The organism is Microbacterium sp. NPDC055665 (assembly GCF_053618035.1).
The window spans coordinates 381,153-395,959 of record NZ_JBSHGY010000003.1 but is presented as its reverse complement, the minus strand read 5'-3'; the positions used below and the strand labels follow the sequence as shown (position 1 = coordinate 395,959).

Genomic DNA, 14,807 nt, shown 5'->3' with positions numbered 1-14,807 from the left:
CATGCCCGGATACCCTCGGGGCATGCGCCGAATCCTCGTCCTCCCGCTCGTGCTCGCCGCCGGCCTCATCCTCGCGGGCTGCTCGCAGGTGACCCAGATGGCGGGCGATGCGCTCGGCGTCGACGTGCAGGCGGCCTGCACCACGATCGACGACGCCTACGGGCAGTACCAGACGCTGCTCGACCAGGGAGAGCTCTCGGCCGAGCAGGCGGATGCCGCGCGCGACGACCTGGTCGCCTCCCTCAACGGACTGGCGGAGAACACCGACGGTCAGCTGGGCGACCTCATCCGCTCGGGTGCGGAGAAGATCGGCGGGATGACCGACCTGCAGGCGCCCGAGACCGTCGAGGCGATCGAGCAGCTCAAGGACTCCGCCTCCGCGTTCTGCGGCTGATCCGCGAGGCTGCTCGCCGTTCGCGGCGGTGTCAAGGGGCGTGCGACCGCACACGCACCGACGTACAGTCGGAACGACACGGACGCCCTCCTGCACACGCGGAGCCTGCGGCGTCCGCCGACGGGAAGGAACGCACATGAGCGGCGGCAACGACGACATCAGCACCGACCGGAACGACATCAGCACCGAACCCGGGCCCGGGACCGAGGGGAACGACAACCTCGGCACCGAAGACGGCAAGGGGAACCCGCCGACGGTGGTGCCGAGCGACGGCGGCGACACGGACGAGGGCGACGTCCTCGCGGAGGACCCGGAAGACGCCTAGCCGCGTTCCTGGCCGACGCCTCAGCTGAGGCGCTCGGTCAGGTGGACGGTGACCTCGTCGCCGTCCGTCCGACTGATCCTCTTGCGGATCGCAGCAGTGACGGGCAGCTTGTGCGTGCCGTCGCCGAGGGCCATGAATGCCCCGCGGAACGGTTCGCCGTCGACGGTCCCCGCGACCTTGACGAGTCCGCGGGTCCCGAAGATGGTCGCCGAGTCGGGGAGTTGGACGCACGTCCAGGTGTCGCCTTCGCGCACCTTTCCGAGGACCGCGGTGAAGGTGATGTCGAGTGGCGTGCTCATGGCTTTCTCCTGTTCCGCGAATTCAGACGAAGAGGCCGACGATGGCCCCGATGATGGTGAGCTTGATCACCCAGTCGAGCAGGTGCACGGCTGCCACGGAAGGTGCGGTGTTCTCGTGCACGACGCCGCCCAGGAGCAGGATCAGCGGCAGCACCGAGAGCGCGAGGCCGAGCAGTGCGCCGGCGGCGGCGCCGTGCCAGCCGGCCGCGGCCATCAGCCCGGCGACGAGGCCGGACGCGAGAAGGCTGCGCATCACGACTGAACCCATCTGCGCGGCGACCGATAGGCCGGGCCGCGGGGTGCTCGTGCGAGTGACCAGGGCCGAGACCGGCGGCAGTGCGTAGAGCAGCGCGCTGGCGATGAACGAGACGACGGTGGCGATGGCGATGCCCCAGACGATCATGGCGACCCCTTCTTTAGTACTGGGTAGTACTTCTGGTGTTCAGCGTAGATCGCGGTTTTAGGACTGTCAAGTACTAAACTCGGATCATGAGCACCGACCTCCCGACCCGCGGGCGTCCATCCGGCCTCACCGGCGCCGATCTCATCGCCGTCGCGCGTGATGTCTTCCTGCAGCACGGCTACCGCGGTGCGTCGATGGACGAGGTCGCCAAGCGTGCCCGCATCTCGAAGGCATCGCTGTACCGAGAGCACGCCTCGAAGAGCGCGCTGTACGCCGCCGTCGTGCACCACTGGACGCTGGCCGGTCGCGATGCGATGCGCCCCGCCCTCGATCGGCTGCGCGCGAGCGAAGACACCCGCGCGGGTCTCGTCGAACTGGCCGAGACCATGCGGGCGGGCATCCTGAGTCCCCCGGTGGTGGCGATGCGCCGGCTCGTCACGGCCGAGGCGCCCGAGCAGGTGGAGGTGGCGGCCACCTACCTGGAGGAGAGCTGGAACACGAACATCCAGAACCTCGCCGATACGCTGAGCGCGCTCGCGGCCGAGGGGCGGCTCCGCCTCGACGATCCGCGAACCGCCGCTGAGCAGTTCACCTGGCTGGTGGTCGGTGCGCCGCTCAACGCCCGCATGCTCGGGGATGAAACGAAGACCGGTCGCGTGGACGGCGCCGTCGACCTCTTCCTCGCCGGCTATGGTTCGGACGGCGGCGGGGATGAGCGTGCCGTACAGCCGTGATGAGGACGAGGGGCCAGCTGAAGCCCCGGCGAAATGCGCCGCTCTGCTACGGTCAACCCCATGACCGTCCCGATCGCAGAGCAGCAGTCGGTCGTCGCTTCGCCCCGACGTCCACGATTCCGGCTGATCATCATCCTCGTGTTCGGAGTCGTCATCGTCCCGTTCGCGGTCTCGGCCGCCTTCAATAGCTACGGCCCGCTCACCGAGGAGAGCGCGATCCGGATGGCCTTCGCCACGGTCGTGGGGCAGGTGATCGCCGTCCTGAGCGGGTTCGCGGTCATCGGACTCGCCGTGAAGCGGCGGTACGACATCCCGAAGATCGTGCTCCTCGTTGTCGTGGCCGTCGTGATCACCGTCAACGCCTTCGCCGTCGCCGGATCGGCCGGTGACCTGCTCCTGTCCCGACTCGACTTGATCGCCGAGACGAATCTGCTCAACCAGTAACCGCCTCTTCCTCGCCGGCTACGGCGCCTCGGACCGTCGCGACGGATCCGAGGCGCCGACCGGCTAGGCCGTGACCTGCGCGGCGGAGGAGTCCGATCGCTTCGCCGCGGTCGGCGTCGCCCGACGCATCGCATAGGCCCAGGTGGCGAGACCCAGAAGCGGACCCCAGAGCCAGAACGGGAACATCAGAAGCACATACAGCGGGTTCTCCACGTTGCCCACTCCCTCCAGCGCGAACTGGATGCCGGCCGCCGTGAACAGGACGCTGACGAGGCTCGCCGGGACGATGGCCAGCCCGGGCGGGACCGACCGCCCGCCGAGTCCCGCGAGGAAGCGGGGGAACCGCTCGCCCCAGGGCAGGATCAGGCCCAGCGTGAGCACGCCTCCGGTGAGCATGGCCGCGCCGAGCGCCAGACCGAGCACGCGGACGGAGGGGTCTGCGGCGAACATCTCGGCGCTTCCGCCGAACAGCGGCCACGGGGTCAGCCAGCTCGCGCGGGCGACCGCGTAGGGAAGAGCGCACGCGGCCGCCACGATCGTGATCGCGCGGCGGTGCCGGAGCACATCGCGCGCGAATCGGTTCCGACGGGACGACGGGTCGGCGATCATCCAGATCAGCAGCCCGGCTGCCGCGCCGACATGCGCGAGCGCGAGACCGGCCTGCGGGAGGATGGTGCCGTAGCTGCCCAGGATCCGGGGGACGAGCGGGCCGGCCCCGAGCCCGATGGCGGCGTAGGCGAGGGCGCCGACGACCAACGTGCCGAGCAGGAGCCCGAGCAGCGGACGGCGCAGCACCGTGAGCACGATGAGGGCCAGGACTCCGACGACGACCATCATCGCGAAGGTGTAGCCCGCCGCGGCGATCACCCCTCCGGGCATCGTGATGGCGAGGAGCACCCCGGCCACGAGACCGAGCGTGTGCAGGAGCCACCGCGGCACCGAGCGGTTCGCGAGGTCACGGGTCGACAGTGCGGAGACGGATACGAGGAGCGCGGCGAGCGCCCCCGTGAGGGAGAGCGCGAGTTCGACGCCGTGACCGAGATTGCCGATCAGGCTCGAGGGCAGTGCGTCGGTGCCGGGGGTGAGCATCCTCACCAGGCTGGTGACGGTCACGGCCAAGGCACCGACAGCGGCGGCGAGGAGGACGAGGAAACGGGTGTGAGTGGACATATCTCCACGCTAGGAACGTGTTTCGCCGCCGACTTCGACCGCAGGGGTCATCCCCCTCACCCGCAGGAGTGAACCTGACGGATGAGCGATCTCCCGCGCGGGAGAGCGGTCAGCGCCCCGGTCGCAGCAGGCCGTTCTCGTACGCCCAGATGACGACGTGCACCCGATCGGGAACGCCGAGCTTCGCGAGGACGGCCTTCACGTGCGTCTTCACCGTGTTCGCCGAGAGGAACAGCTTCCGAGCGATGTCGTCGTTCGAGGCGCCGGTGGCGAGAGCGCGGGCCACCTCCTGCTCCCGAGGGCTGAGGGCGGCGAGCGCCGATGCCGGGTCCGCTCCGGGAGCGCCATCGCGGACGAATCCGATCAGCGCCTCGGTGGCCCGCGACGACATCACCGACTCGCCGGCGGCCACCGCGACCGCGGCATCCGCGAGTTCCGCAGGGCTGGCGTCCTTCGTCAGGAAGCCGCTCGCCCCCTCGCGGATCGCGGCGTACACGTATTCGTCCAGGTCGAACGTGGTCAGGATCAGCACCCGGGTGGCGGGGCGGAGCCGCAGCACCTCGCGGGTGGCGGCGATGCCGTCCATCCCCGGCATCCGGATGTCCATCAGGACCACGTCGACGGCATGCGCCCGCACGTGCGCGATCGCCGCTTCGCCCGAGGATGCGGTGGCAACGTCCGACAGGCGCGAGTCGCGCGACAGCATCAGCGCGATGGCGGTGCGGAACAGCTCCTGGTCGTCGACGATCAGGATGCGCAGGGTCATCCGATGGTCCTCTCGGTCGGGAGATCCACCGTGACGATCCATCCGCGCGGATCCCGTCCGTGTGCGGTGAGCGTGCCGCCGGCGAGCCGCACCCGCTCGGTGATCCCGACCAGGCCCACGCCGCTGCCGAGATCGGTCACGACGGGGCCGGACCCTCCGTCGTCTTCGATCGTTGCCTGCACCGCATCCGTCCGCCAGTCGATCCGCACCCCGATCGCGACCGGAGGCGCATTGTGACGGATGGCGTTGGTGAGCGCCTCGCGCACGGCGTGATGCAGCGCCAGCGTGGCATCGGCGCGAAGCGGAGTCCTGGTGCCCGACTCTGTCAGCCGCACAATGGTCGAGGGGGTGCGTACTCCCTCGACCAGCTCCTCCAGGGAGTCGATCGTGGGCAACGGCTCGCGCGGGGCATCGTCGGAGACGACCGCGCGCATTCCGCGCAGAGCCTCGCGGCCGGTGTCCACGACGATGCCGAGAGCGGCGTCGCTCCGGTCGGGGTCATCGGCGCGCAACGTGCGGGCGACCTCCGCCTGGGCGATCATCACCGTCATCGAGTGGGCGACGAGATCGTGCAGGTCCCGGTTGATCCGTCCGCGTTCGTCCGCGATCGCCTGCGAGACGCGCGCCGCCATCCGCTCCTCGGCCTGGTCGCGCCGCACCCTCAGGACCAGCCCCAGCGCCCAGGCCGCGGCGATCGCGCCGCTGAGTCCGAGGAATGCGCCGAGGCGAAGCTCCGGATCGTCGAGCCGTAGTTCCGTGAAGGCGATGAGGGCCGCCCCGAAGATACCGCCCGCCAGCGCCGCGATCCGCACGGTCGAGCGGGTCTGCGCGGCGACCTGGCCGATGACCAGGAGGTAGGCCGCGGCCGAGGGGAGGAACGCCCCGGAAGCCGCGCGGATGCCGGGGACCAGCACGAGAGCGCACATGACGGCGTTCGCGATCACGATGGCGGCGGTCGGGTGCCGGACGGCGAGCAGCGTCGCGAGGTGCAGCACCACGTACAGGGCGATCATGAGCGCGAGGATCCACGGCTCGGGGCGGGTGGCCGGCTCTGTGAGGATCGCGATGCTCGACGGCAGCAGGATCACGAGGGCGATGAGCGCCACGATGACGTCGACACGCAGCCAGGCGTGCCGACGGAGACTCGTCAAAGAGGCCTCGGACCGCATCGCCCTCATGCTCTCACGCGGGTTCGGGGCAGCGGATCACCCGTCCGGGTGAGTGTGGGGGTGGCCCGGTCGCTGCGGCATCCGTATCGCGTCGGCGACCGCTTCAGCGACGAGGGCGCTGGCGCGGACATCGAGGTGGATGCCGTCCGGATGCCGCGTGACGGACTGGCTGGTGACGTCGAACACGTCGATCAGATCGACCCCCAGAGTGCTCGCGACGGCGCGCACGATCGGGGCCACCTCGTCGGCGATGATCCGCTCGTGGACCCCGCGGCGATTGGGGAACGCGACGGGGGGAGTCAGCAGGAAGACGGTCGCGCCGCGCGTGCGATAGCGCTCGACGAACGCGGCGAGCTGGGACCGGTAGCGCTCCGCATTCCAGTTGTCGCCGCGGGCATCGTTCGAGCCGAGCATGATGAGCACGATGTCCGCTCCCGCCTGCAGGGACGCCGTGGCCTGGAGAGTCGCGTCGTAGGGCCAGTCGCCTTCCTGCTGCAGCGTGCACCGATTCACGCCGTAGTTGAGCACCTGGTATCTGTCGCCGAGGATCCGCTCGAGCTGCGCAGGATACGAGTGGCGATGGCGGCCCCGCAGCAGCGCGCCTGCCCCGTAGGTGTTGCTGTCGCCCACGGCGGCGATGGTCACCTGCTGTTCCCGCCGGCGGGGGACCGGCGGGAACATGATGCGGCGGCATGCGATCGCGCCCACGCCCGCCAGCACGGCGAGCGATGCGGCGAAACCGCGTGCGACGCGCGCCCGAGGTCCGCGCGCCCGGGTCACTTCGCTTCCTCGAGAGCCTCACGCGCGGGGCTTTCGATCCCGACCCCCACCGCGATCAGCCGCGCGCGCAGGTCGTCCGCTCCCGCGAAGAGGTGAGTGTGGATCGACAGGCTCTCCGCTCCGGCGAGCTTCGACGGGGAATCGTCGGTGAAGAGCACCTCGGACGCTTCCACCTCGAGCGCATCGAGCACATGCTGGAACGCGCGTGCATCGGGTTTCGCGAAGCCGATCTCGGCGGAGTTGAAGACGGCGTCGAAGCGGTCGGTGATGCCGTGGGCGGCGAGCTCGTTCGGGATGGTGTCGGTGCCGTTGGTGAGCACCGCCGTGCGGAGCCCCGCGGCACGGACCTCATCGGACAGGGCCAGCACGTCCCCGTCGACCACGGCAGGGTGAACGCCCCACTCCGTGGCCGCCGTCGTGTTGCCGATCCGCTCGCCGATCCGGTGCACCCACTCCGTGCGGGTGATCCTCCCTGTGGTGACCTCGTCGATCAGAGGAGCGGAGAACGCGGTGCCCGCGATCGTTCCCGACTCGAGATCGTGGCGGCGCTCGATCTCGGCCACGTAGGCAGGATCGAAGTGACGGATCACTCCGTCGAGGTCGAACACCACTACTCGGATCATCCGTCCATCCTCTCTCAATCGCCGCCTGAATCGACCGCCGGGTGGAGACTGTCACCGACGCCCTCGCACTGGACAGGACAGGAGAACGATGACGACCGTCTTCCCCCGTTCCGTCTCGGTGGTGATCCCGGTGCGGAACGACGCCGTCCTTCTCGAACAGTGCCTTCGCGCCCTCGATCGGCAGACACGCAGAGCCGACGAGGTCGTCGTCGTCGACAACGGCAGCACCGATGACACCGTTGAGGTCGCCGAGCGGTACGGCGCACGAGTGGTGACCGAGTCGGTCCAGGGCATCCCTCGCGCCTCGGCGGCCGGCTATGACGCGGCGACCGGCGACATCATCGCGCGGTTGGACGCCGACTCGCGACCGAGGCCCGACTGGATCGAGCGGATCGAGCGGACGTTCCGCAGCCACGACGGCCTCGACTTCCTCACCGGCGACCCGAGCTTCTACGGCTCGACGCCGCTCGTGCACTGGATGGGGGAGCACCTCTACATCGGAGGCATGTACACCGTGCTCACCCCTCTGCTCGGGCATGCGCCGCTCTTCGGCTCGAACATGGCGATGCGTGCCGAGACCTGGCGGATGCTGAGCGGCGAGGTGCACCGCGAGGAGCAGAACATTCACGACGACTTCGACCTGTCGTTCCATGTGCGCCCCGAGATGACCGTGCTGCGGGACCGGAGTCTCGTCGTCGAGGTGTCGGCGCGTCCGTTCCGGGACTGGGCATCCCTCCGGCGTCGGCTGAGCTACGTGCTCCCCACGGTCCGGCTGCACCTGCCGCACGAGCCGCTGCACGTGCGGCGACGGGCGCGGCGTGAGGCCGAGACCGGAGCCCTCCGCGGCTGAGTCACCCGACGGCGCGCGCGTAGAGCTCGAGCAGGTCCGCGGTGAGCTGATGCGGAGTGGTCTCGCTGGGGCTGTGGCCAGTGGGGTAGGCGCGGAAGTCGGCATCGATGTCGTGGGCGTACCGTTCGTGGGCGGCCAGCGGCCACAGGTCGTGCGAGCCGGCGACGACCAGCTTGGGGATCGGCAGCGCCCGCACGCGGCCCCGCACGTCCGGGGCGGTCATCATGAGCCCGACGATCTCATCGACGCTGCGTCTGCTCGTGAGCGCGAACCGGGAACGGACGAACTCGAGCCTCCGGGGCAGAACCCGGTTCTTGTTCGTCACGATCCCCCAGATCATGAGTCCGGCACCGCGACGAGGGCTTGCTATCGGGGCGATCGGGCCCAGCCACTTCATGGTCGCGAAGACGTTGCCGACGCCGGGCGGAGTGGTCAGGAGTGTCAGGGAGAGCACGAGCTCGGGGCGTCGGACGGCGACCAGCTGTGCGATCGTGCCGGCGAAGGAATAGCCCAGCAGATGAGCGGGGGTGCCGGCTTCGAGGAAGGCGATGAGGTCGCCGATGAACAGCTCGTACGTGTACGTCGTGTGCGCACCGGCGGCATGCGATTCGTACTGCCCGGCGAGGTCGAACGACTGCACGAAGAACCCGGCATCCGCCAGGAGCGGTAGCATCAGCGCGAAGTCCTCTTTCGAACCCGTCGCGCCGGGGACCAGGACCACGCGCGGATGTGTGGGATCGCCCAGCGACACCACGGCCAGCTCGCCGCTCGGTGCGGAGAATCTTGAAGCCCTCGACCCGAGCGGCGGCACCGTCCAGTCGACGTCGCCGATCGCCGCGTCGAGCTCGGCCGGGGCGATATGCGCCCGCTCACTCCGCGAATCCGTCGACACGCTGAAAAGCTACTCCCCGAGCCGCATCCGCGGGAGCATCACGCGCGGGCATTGTTCGGCTTAGGGGGTCATCGTTCCGGTGAGAGGAGCCCCGGATCCTGCTCCAGCGTCGTGCGAGCCAGTTGGCGTGCCACCTCGAACGGCGCGGCGAAGGTCTCCATGCCGACCGTGACGATGGCGCCCTCGTAGAGCAGCATCAGGGCTTTCGACATCAGGTCGGGGTTCGCGGCGCCGGCCTCCCGGCACAGGTCGGCGAAGAGGTCGAGCAGCCAGGACTTCTGGCGTGCCACCTCGGGGAAGACCGGATGGCCGTCGTGGCCGTCGCCGATCTCGGCGCGCGCGTTGATCGCGCTGCACCCCTTGGGGCTGTTCTCGTCCGACCAGGCGATGGCCGCGTCGAACACGGCGAGCACGCGCGCGATGCCGGGCTCCGGCACGCGGGAGAGGTTTTCGGCGACGTGTTTCCGCCACCGTGCATCGCGGTGCTGCAGGTACGACACGACCAGCGCCTCCTTCGACCCGAACCGGTCATACAGCGTCTTCTTGGTGACGCCTGCCGCCTCGGCGATCGTGTCGACGCCCACCGCGTGGATGCCGCGCTCATAGAACAGCAGCGACGCGGCGTCGAGCACCCGGGACGCGCCGGGCGTGAGGGGAGCGAGCTCGGGAACGGGGGTGGCCATGACAACGAGTATACCAACCTGTATAGTAACAGGAATGGGTATACAGATCGGTATAGTTCGTGTCGGCGTGACGGTCGCGGCATCCGTGGCCTTCGTCGTCACATGGAGTTCCGGATTCCTCGTGCCGGCGCTGGTGCCGATCGAGGTCTCGCCCCTCGCTCTCCTGGTGTGGCGGTTCGTCCCGCTCGCGGTGATCTTGCTCGCCGTCGTCGGATTCACCGGGGCTGGGCGTGGCGTCACGCGCGGCGACGTGGGGCGTCAGGCGGTCATCGGTCTCTTCGCCCAGTTCGGATACTGCACGGCCGTGTACGCGGCCATCGCCTCGGGTGTCGCCACCGGCACCACGGCGCTGATCGACGCCGTGCAGCCGCTCATCATCGCCGTCCTCGTCGGTCCGCTGCTCGGACTGCGCGTGCGCGGGGCGCAGTGGGCCGGGCTCCTGATCGGCGCGGCGGGGGTGCTCCTGGTGGTGCGCTCGCAGCTCGACGACTCGACTGCGCACCCCGTCGCCTACGTCTGGCCCGCCCTGGCGATGGCCAGCCTGATCGTCGGCACGTTCCTCCAGCGCCGTTCGGAACCGCGGACCGGCACGCTCGTCACGCTCACCATCCACGTGACCGTGACCGCCCTGGCGCTCGTGTCGGTCGCCGCAGTCTTCGGGGCGCTCGTGCCGCCGGTATCCGCCTCATTCTGGGTGGCTGTCGGGTTCGCGGCGGTGTTTCCGACGCTCGCGGCCTACGGGCTCTATTGGTGGCTGCTGCGCCGGGTGGGCATCACCGCGCTGAATGCCTTGCTCTTCCTGATCGCCCCGACGACCGCGCTGGCCGGCGCGCTCCTGCTGGGGGAGCCGCTCACGGTCGTGACCCTGCTCGGCTTCGCGTTGTGCGCGGGCGGAGTGGCTGCGGTGCTCGTGAGCGAGGCGCGCGCCTCGCGCTCAACCGCGAGCCGTGTTCGATCGGGGCTTCGATCCGGATCTGCCATGCCCGCCGCGGAGCCCGCGTGCGCAACTCCTCAGGATCGTCGGGGGTAGACGCGATCCGGGGGCCGGGGGTGCCGTTTCGCGCACTTTCTTGAGGAGTTGTGCACGGGGTGCCGGGCGTACCGCCGTCCGATAGTTGCGCTTTCGCAACTATCGGAGTATGGTTGACCTCGATCAACTTTCTACGCAGGAGCGTCAAACCAAGTGACAAACACCCCATCCTCAGCACCCGAAGCCACCCGCTCGGCCCGCGAGGTCTTCACCGCGATCTCCGGTCTCGTCGTCGGCATGTTCGTCGCCGTGCTCTCGGGCACCGTCGTGTCGACCTCGATGCCGGTCATCATCGCCGACCTCGGCGGCACCCAGTCCCAGTACACCTGGGTCATCACCGCGAGCCTTCTGGCCACCGCCGTCTCCACCCCGATCTGGGGCAAGCTCGCCGACCTGGTCGACCGCAAGGTGCTCGTCCAGATCTCCCTCATCCTCTTCACGGTCGGCACCGTGATCGCCGGCTTCTCGACCGACACGAACATGCTCATCGCGGTCCGCGTCATCCAGGGCATCGGCGTCGGCGGCCTGATGTCGCTCGTCATGATCGCCGTGGCCCTCATCATCTCCCCGCGTGAGCGCGGCAAGTACATGGGCGTCGTCGGCGGCATCATGGCCCTCGGCACCATCGGCGGCCCGCTGCTCGGCGGCCTCCTCACCGATGTGTGGGGCTGGCGCTCCAACTTCTTCGTCGGCGTGCCGTTCGCGATCCTCGCCCTCGTGCTGCTGCAGTTCACCCTGCACCTTCCCAAGCCCCAGCGTGACAGCAAGGTCTCGATCGACTACTTCGGCATCGTGCTGCTCGCGGTCGGCGTCTCGACCCTGCTCATCTGGGTCTCGATGGGCGGCAGCCAGTTCGACTGGGACTCCTCGACGAGCATCATGCTCGCCGTGATCGCCGGAGTCGCGATCGCCGCCTTCATCACGGTCGAGTTCTTCGTCAAGGAACCGATCGTGCCGATGTCGCTGTTCCGCAACCGCACCTTCACGCTGTCGGTCATCGCCTCGATCGCCATCGGCGTCTCGATGTTCGCCACCTCGGTGTTCCTCGCGCAGTACTTCCAGCTAGCCCGTGGCGCCACGCCCACCGAGTCCGGCCTCATGACCATCCCGATGATCATCGGCCAGATGGGCGCGTCGATCATCATCGGCCAGCTCGTGAGCCGCTTCGGCAAGTGGAAGGGCTGGATGCTGACCGGCTCGATCCTCGCCACCATCGGCGTCAGCCTGATGGCCACCCTGCGCTACGACACCCCGTTCCCGCTGGTCGCCGTCTACATGTTCATCCTCGGTGCGGGTCTCGGCATGGTCATGCAGAACCTCACGCTCATCGTGCAGAACGACACCGCTCCGCAGCAGCTGGGCGCCGCGTCGTCGAACGTGAACTTCTTCCGCACGATCGCCGGCACCATCGGCGTCACCGTGATGGGCGCGATGCTGTCGACCAGCGTCGCGTCGTACATCACCGACTCGCTCGACGGCTTCACACCGACGACGCCCGCCGAGGTCGAGGCGCTCAAGCACCTCGCCTCGGGTGATGTGCCGAAGGTCGGTCAGCTGCCCGACACGATCCGCACGATCGTCGAGGGCGCGTACGGGCACGGCATCGCCGATTCGTTCATCATCGCCATCCCGCTCGCGGTGATCGCCATCATCGCGATCGCGTTCATCAAGAACAAGCCGCTGTCGACGAAGAATGCCGCCGAGCAGATGCTCGAGCAGGCGGAGGAGTCGATGATCGAGGTCTCCGAGGCCGAGGTCGGCGCGTCGCTCTCCACCGGGGCCATCCGGCTCGGGGGTGCGGAGTCCGCCTCTCCCGCGACCGGTTCGGTGCGCGTTCTCGAACGCGAAGATCGGGACCAGGAGCGCTGAGATGCTCGCCCCCGAAGCGGTCGCGTCAACGGATGTCGACAGCGCGCTCGGCGACCTCCAGGCGCACCTGAACCTCATCTTCGCGAGGACCAGGTCGCTCTGGAAGGAGTCTGCAGCTCGGGTGCACCCCGAGCTGCAGGTGGCCGGGTACAAGCTGCTGACGTTCATCGCCCGGGCGGGCACCGCGAACGCGCACGAGCTGGCCGAGCGGTTCGAGATGGACAAGTCGGTCATCAGTCGCCAGGTGCGGATGCTGGAAGAGGCGGAGCTTCTCGAGTCCCGGCCGGACGAGCGGGACGGGCGGCTGCGGGTGCTGAGCGCGACGCCGTCGGCTTGTGCCGCGCTCGCCGAGGTCCGCCGTGAGTACGGCACCCGCTTGCAGGCAGTGGTCGACGAGCTGACTCCCGACGAGATCCAGGCCGCGTCCAAGGTCTTCCGTCTTCTCGCAGAGGTCTGAGTGAAGCCCCGTTGTCGCCAACGACTGCGGGGCTTCGCCGTACACTGGCGAGCATGAGCGCCTCTCCCGACGCCCCCGCCGACACCCCCGCATCACCCTCTGACGAGGATCTTCTGGGCGGAGCGGACCTCGATCAGGCCGTCACCAGAGTCGAGCAGGAACTCGGTCGTCTCTTCGCGCGGATCCGCATCAGCTGGCGTGAGGCCGCAGCGACCGTGCATCCCGATCTCCAGCCGCTCGGCTACCAGGTGCTCACGTCCATCGCGACGGGCAAGGCGACATCGGCCGGCGCGATCATCGAGCACCTGCAGACCGACAAGTCGGCGGTGAGTCGTCAGGTGCGCCAGCTCGAGCAGCTCGGACTCGTCGAGAGTGTGCACGATCCGGAGGACCGCCGCGCGCGTGTGCTCGTCGCGACCGACCTGGCGCAGGAGCGGATCGCCGTCGCCCGCTCCCGCTACGAGGGGCGCATCGGCGAGCGGTTGCGCAAGTGGACGGCCGCCGACCTCGACCACTTCGCCGAACTTCTGTCCGCACTCGGCGGCAACTGAGTCCCGGGAGTCTCAACCCTCCCGCCGCACACCTTCCCTGAGCACAACTTCTTCCCTGAGCACAACTTCTTCCCTGAGCACAACTTCTTCCCTGAGCACAACTTCTTCCCTGAGCACAACTTCGGAGATCGGGGCGGACACGCCGTCGGCCCGACGGATTGAGCGGCGCGGCGGCCGCGGAATCCGAAGTTGTGCTCAGTAAGGGCGCGGCCGAGCATCGCGGTCGGGCGGCGAGGCGGGGGAATACCCCGGTCAGTCCGCGCCTTACCTCCCACTGTGACTCTTTTCGAACCGGCCGTCTTCGGCGCCCTGCAGCTGTCCAATCGCGTCGTCATGGCGCCGCTCACCCGCACCCGCGCGGACGACGACGGGGTGCCTACCGAGGTGATGGTGGAGTACTACCGGCAGCGTGCGGGTCAGGGCCTCATCATCTCCGAGGGCACGTGGCCGGCGGCCGAAGGCAAGTCGTACGCGGGGCAGCCGGGCATCGTCACGCCCGCGCAGATCGACGGGTGGCGGCCCGTCGCCGACGCGGTCCACGAGGCGGGCGGCACGATCGTCATGCAGCTGATGCACGGTGGGCGAGTAGGGCACCCGGAGATCTCGGGGCAGCCTCGTGTGGTCGCCCCGAGCGCGCTCGCCGCACCCGGTCAGACCCACACGCCCGTGGGCAAGGCCGACCTGCCGGTTGCTCACGCCCTCACCCTCGACGAGATCCCCGAGGTCGTCGAGCAGTTCGCGCAGGCCGCACGCAACGCGATCGCCGCCGGCTTCGACGGTGTCGAGGTGCACGGAGCCAACGGCTACCTGGTGCACGAGTTCCTCTCGCCGGTGTCGAACATCCGCGACGACCGGTACGGCGGGTCGCCCGACAACCGCGCCCGCTTCGCGATCGAGGTCACGGCCGCCGTCGCCGCCGCGGTGGGAGCCGACCGCACCGGCATCAGGCTGTCGCCGCAGCACAACATCCAGGGTGTGCTCGAAGAGGACGACGCAGACGTCCACGCGACCTACGCCGCCATCGCCCGGGGTCTCGCCCCGCTCGGCCTCGCCTTCATCGATGTGCTCAGCGCCGCACCGACGAGCGAGCTCGTGCAGCACATCCGGCGCACGGCGGGCGCACCGCTGATCATCAACACGGGCTTCGGTGTCGTCACCACGCGGGAGGATGCCGAAGCGCTGGTCGCCGACGGGTGGGCGGATGCCGTTGCGGCAGGACGCCCCGTGATCGCCAACCCCGACCTGGTCGAGCGGTGGCGGGAGGGGGCCGAGCTCAACGACCCGCGCCCGCAGCTGTTCTACGGTCGCACGGCAGAGGGGTACACCGACTACCCGTCGCTGGAGGGCGTGCGCGCCGGGGTCTGAGGG

General features: G+C 69.2%; 19 protein-coding genes. 10 read left to right on the top strand and 9 right to left on the bottom strand.

Annotation, left to right across the window (positions count from 1 at the left end; all coding sequences use genetic code 11):
- Positions 1-22 precede the first annotated feature (22 nt).
- On the top strand, positions 23-394 hold the full coding sequence (locus ACWGO6_RS11285; protein WP_136043105.1) for a hypothetical protein: 372 nt from the start codon (positions 23-25) through the stop codon (positions 392-394).
- Positions 395-530: 136 nt separating this feature from the next.
- Complete coding sequence (locus ACWGO6_RS11280) at positions 531-719, top strand: hypothetical protein (RefSeq protein ID WP_136043106.1); 189 nt, start codon at positions 531-533, stop codon at positions 717-719.
- Positions 720-739: 20 nt separating this feature from the next.
- Here ACWGO6_RS11280 and ACWGO6_RS11275 read toward each other — a convergent pair whose 3' ends face one another.
- Both ACWGO6_RS11275 and ACWGO6_RS11270 read right to left on the bottom strand, forming a co-directional pair.
- A complete protein-coding gene (locus ACWGO6_RS11275) occupies positions 740-1,018 on the bottom strand; it encodes a DUF1905 domain-containing protein (protein WP_136043107.1) in 279 nt (92 codons plus the stop codon).
- A gap of 22 nt (positions 1,019-1,040) precedes the next feature.
- A complete protein-coding gene (locus ACWGO6_RS11270) occupies positions 1,041-1,421 on the bottom strand; it encodes a DUF1761 family protein (RefSeq protein ID WP_136043108.1) in 381 nt (126 codons plus the stop codon).
- A gap of 86 nt (positions 1,422-1,507) precedes the next feature.
- Here ACWGO6_RS11270 and ACWGO6_RS11265 point away from each other — a divergent pair, with 86 nt between their 5' ends.
- On the top strand, positions 1,508-2,155 hold the full coding sequence (locus tag ACWGO6_RS11265) for a TetR/AcrR family transcriptional regulator (RefSeq protein WP_136043109.1): 648 nt from the start codon (positions 1,508-1,510) through the stop codon (positions 2,153-2,155).
- A 60-nt stretch (positions 2,156-2,215) separates the two neighbouring features.
- Complete coding sequence (locus tag ACWGO6_RS11260) at positions 2,216-2,599, top strand: hypothetical protein (RefSeq protein ID WP_136043110.1); 384 nt, start codon at positions 2,216-2,218, stop codon at positions 2,597-2,599.
- Positions 2,600-2,662: 63 nt separating this feature from the next.
- Here the strand turns inward: ACWGO6_RS11260 and ACWGO6_RS11255 are convergent, their stop codons facing one another.
- The 5 genes from ACWGO6_RS11255 to ACWGO6_RS11235 form a co-directional block, all read right to left on the bottom strand.
- A complete protein-coding gene (locus ACWGO6_RS11255; protein WP_136043111.1) occupies positions 2,663-3,769 on the bottom strand; it encodes a hypothetical protein in 1,107 nt (368 codons plus the stop codon).
- A 109-nt stretch (positions 3,770-3,878) separates the two neighbouring features.
- The gene (locus tag ACWGO6_RS11250; RefSeq protein ID WP_136043112.1) at positions 3,879-4,535 is read right to left on the bottom strand and encodes a response regulator; all 657 of its coding nucleotides are present in this window, start codon (positions 4,533-4,535) and stop codon (positions 3,879-3,881) included.
- Complete coding sequence (locus tag ACWGO6_RS11245; RefSeq protein WP_452326740.1) at positions 4,532-5,704, bottom strand: histidine kinase; 1,173 nt, start codon at positions 5,702-5,704, stop codon at positions 4,532-4,534. The genes ACWGO6_RS11250 and ACWGO6_RS11245 overlap by 4 nt, the downstream gene beginning before the upstream one ends.
- A 36-nt stretch (positions 5,705-5,740) precedes the next feature.
- The gene (locus tag ACWGO6_RS11240) at positions 5,741-6,484 is read right to left on the bottom strand and encodes a GDSL-type esterase/lipase family protein (RefSeq protein WP_452326739.1); all 744 of its coding nucleotides are present in this window, start codon (positions 6,482-6,484) and stop codon (positions 5,741-5,743) included.
- Entirely contained in the window at positions 6,481-7,107 is a 627-nt protein-coding gene (locus ACWGO6_RS11235) for an HAD family hydrolase (RefSeq protein ID WP_136043115.1), read from the bottom strand. Before ACWGO6_RS11235 ends, ACWGO6_RS11240 begins: the two co-directional genes overlap by 4 nt.
- Positions 7,108-7,195: 88 nt before the next feature.
- Here ACWGO6_RS11235 and ACWGO6_RS11230 point away from each other — a divergent pair, with 88 nt between their 5' ends.
- Complete coding sequence (locus ACWGO6_RS11230; RefSeq protein ID WP_136043116.1) at positions 7,196-7,957, top strand: glycosyltransferase family 2 protein; 762 nt, start codon at positions 7,196-7,198, stop codon at positions 7,955-7,957.
- 1 nt (position 7,958) lies between these two features.
- Here ACWGO6_RS11230 and ACWGO6_RS11225 read toward each other — a convergent pair whose 3' ends face one another.
- Positions 7,959-8,849, bottom strand: a complete 891-nt coding sequence (locus tag ACWGO6_RS11225; RefSeq protein ID WP_452326738.1) for an alpha/beta fold hydrolase — start codon at positions 8,847-8,849, stop codon at positions 7,959-7,961.
- 68 nt (positions 8,850-8,917) lie between these two features.
- The gene (locus ACWGO6_RS11220) at positions 8,918-9,532 is read right to left on the bottom strand and encodes a TetR/AcrR family transcriptional regulator (protein ID WP_452326737.1); all 615 of its coding nucleotides are present in this window, start codon (positions 9,530-9,532) and stop codon (positions 8,918-8,920) included.
- Between the two features lie 34 nt (positions 9,533-9,566).
- On the opposite strand from ACWGO6_RS11220, the gene ACWGO6_RS11215 reads away from it, so the two are divergent.
- The 5 genes from ACWGO6_RS11215 to ACWGO6_RS11195 all read left to right on the top strand — a co-directional run bounded on the left by ACWGO6_RS11215 (position 9,567) and on the right by ACWGO6_RS11195 (position 14,804).
- Positions 9,567-10,562 carry a DMT family transporter gene (locus ACWGO6_RS11215; protein WP_452326736.1) on the top strand — a complete coding sequence of 332 codons (996 nt, stop codon included), beginning with the start codon at positions 9,567-9,569 and terminating at the stop codon, positions 10,560-10,562.
- Between the two features lie 153 nt (positions 10,563-10,715).
- Complete coding sequence (locus tag ACWGO6_RS11210; RefSeq protein ID WP_136043119.1) at positions 10,716-12,431, top strand: MDR family MFS transporter; 1,716 nt, start codon at positions 10,716-10,718, stop codon at positions 12,429-12,431.
- A 1-nt stretch (position 12,432) separates the two neighbouring features.
- A complete protein-coding gene (locus ACWGO6_RS11205) occupies positions 12,433-12,888 on the top strand; it encodes a MarR family winged helix-turn-helix transcriptional regulator (protein WP_376100974.1) in 456 nt (151 codons plus the stop codon).
- 53 nt (positions 12,889-12,941) lie between these two features.
- Positions 12,942-13,439, top strand: coding sequence for a MarR family winged helix-turn-helix transcriptional regulator (locus ACWGO6_RS11200; protein WP_136043121.1), 498 nt, complete (start codon positions 12,942-12,944; stop codon positions 13,437-13,439).
- Between the two features lie 276 nt (positions 13,440-13,715).
- Entirely contained in the window at positions 13,716-14,804 is a 1,089-nt protein-coding gene (locus tag ACWGO6_RS11195; RefSeq protein WP_136043122.1) for an alkene reductase, read from the top strand.
- Positions 14,805-14,807: the final 3 nt, after the last annotated feature.

What these genes read in the sequence shown, in the direction of transcription:
- ACWGO6_RS11285 (WP_136043105.1), top strand. Translation starts at nt 23, where the DNA reads ATGCGCCGAATCCTCGTCCTCCCGCTCGTGCTCGCCGCCGGCCTCATC.
- ACWGO6_RS11280 (WP_136043106.1), top strand. Translation starts at nt 531, where the DNA reads ATGAGCGGCGGCAACGACGACATCAGCACCGACCGGAACGACATCAGC.
- ACWGO6_RS11275 (WP_136043107.1), bottom strand. Translation starts at nt 1,018, where the DNA reads ATGAGCACGCCACTCGACATCACCTTCACCGCGGTCCTCGGAAAGGTG.
- ACWGO6_RS11270 (WP_136043108.1), bottom strand. Translation starts at nt 1,421, where the DNA reads ATGATCGTCTGGGGCATCGCCATCGCCACCGTCGTCTCGTTCATCGCC.
- ACWGO6_RS11265 (WP_136043109.1), top strand. Translation starts at nt 1,508, where the DNA reads ATGAGCACCGACCTCCCGACCCGCGGGCGTCCATCCGGCCTCACCGGC.
- ACWGO6_RS11260 (WP_136043110.1), top strand. Translation starts at nt 2,216, where the DNA reads ATGACCGTCCCGATCGCAGAGCAGCAGTCGGTCGTCGCTTCGCCCCGA.
- ACWGO6_RS11255 (WP_136043111.1), bottom strand. Translation starts at nt 3,769, where the DNA reads ATGTCCACTCACACCCGTTTCCTCGTCCTCCTCGCCGCCGCTGTCGGT.
- ACWGO6_RS11250 (WP_136043112.1), bottom strand. Translation starts at nt 4,535, where the DNA reads ATGACCCTGCGCATCCTGATCGTCGACGACCAGGAGCTGTTCCGCACC.
- ACWGO6_RS11245 (WP_452326740.1), bottom strand. Translation starts at nt 5,704, where the DNA reads ATGCGGTCCGAGGCCTCTTTGACGAGTCTCCGTCGGCACGCCTGGCTG.
- ACWGO6_RS11235 (WP_136043115.1), bottom strand. Translation starts at nt 7,107, where the DNA reads ATGATCCGAGTAGTGGTGTTCGACCTCGACGGAGTGATCCGTCACTTC.
- ACWGO6_RS11230 (WP_136043116.1), top strand. Translation starts at nt 7,196, where the DNA reads ATGACGACCGTCTTCCCCCGTTCCGTCTCGGTGGTGATCCCGGTGCGG.
- ACWGO6_RS11220 (WP_452326737.1), bottom strand. Translation starts at nt 9,532, where the DNA reads ATGGCCACCCCCGTTCCCGAGCTCGCTCCCCTCACGCCCGGCGCGTCC.
- ACWGO6_RS11215 (WP_452326736.1), top strand. Translation starts at nt 9,567, where the DNA reads ATGGGTATACAGATCGGTATAGTTCGTGTCGGCGTGACGGTCGCGGCA.
- ACWGO6_RS11205 (WP_376100974.1), top strand. Translation starts at nt 12,433, where the DNA reads ATGCTCGCCCCCGAAGCGGTCGCGTCAACGGATGTCGACAGCGCGCTC.
- ACWGO6_RS11200 (WP_136043121.1), top strand. Translation starts at nt 12,942, where the DNA reads ATGAGCGCCTCTCCCGACGCCCCCGCCGACACCCCCGCATCACCCTCT.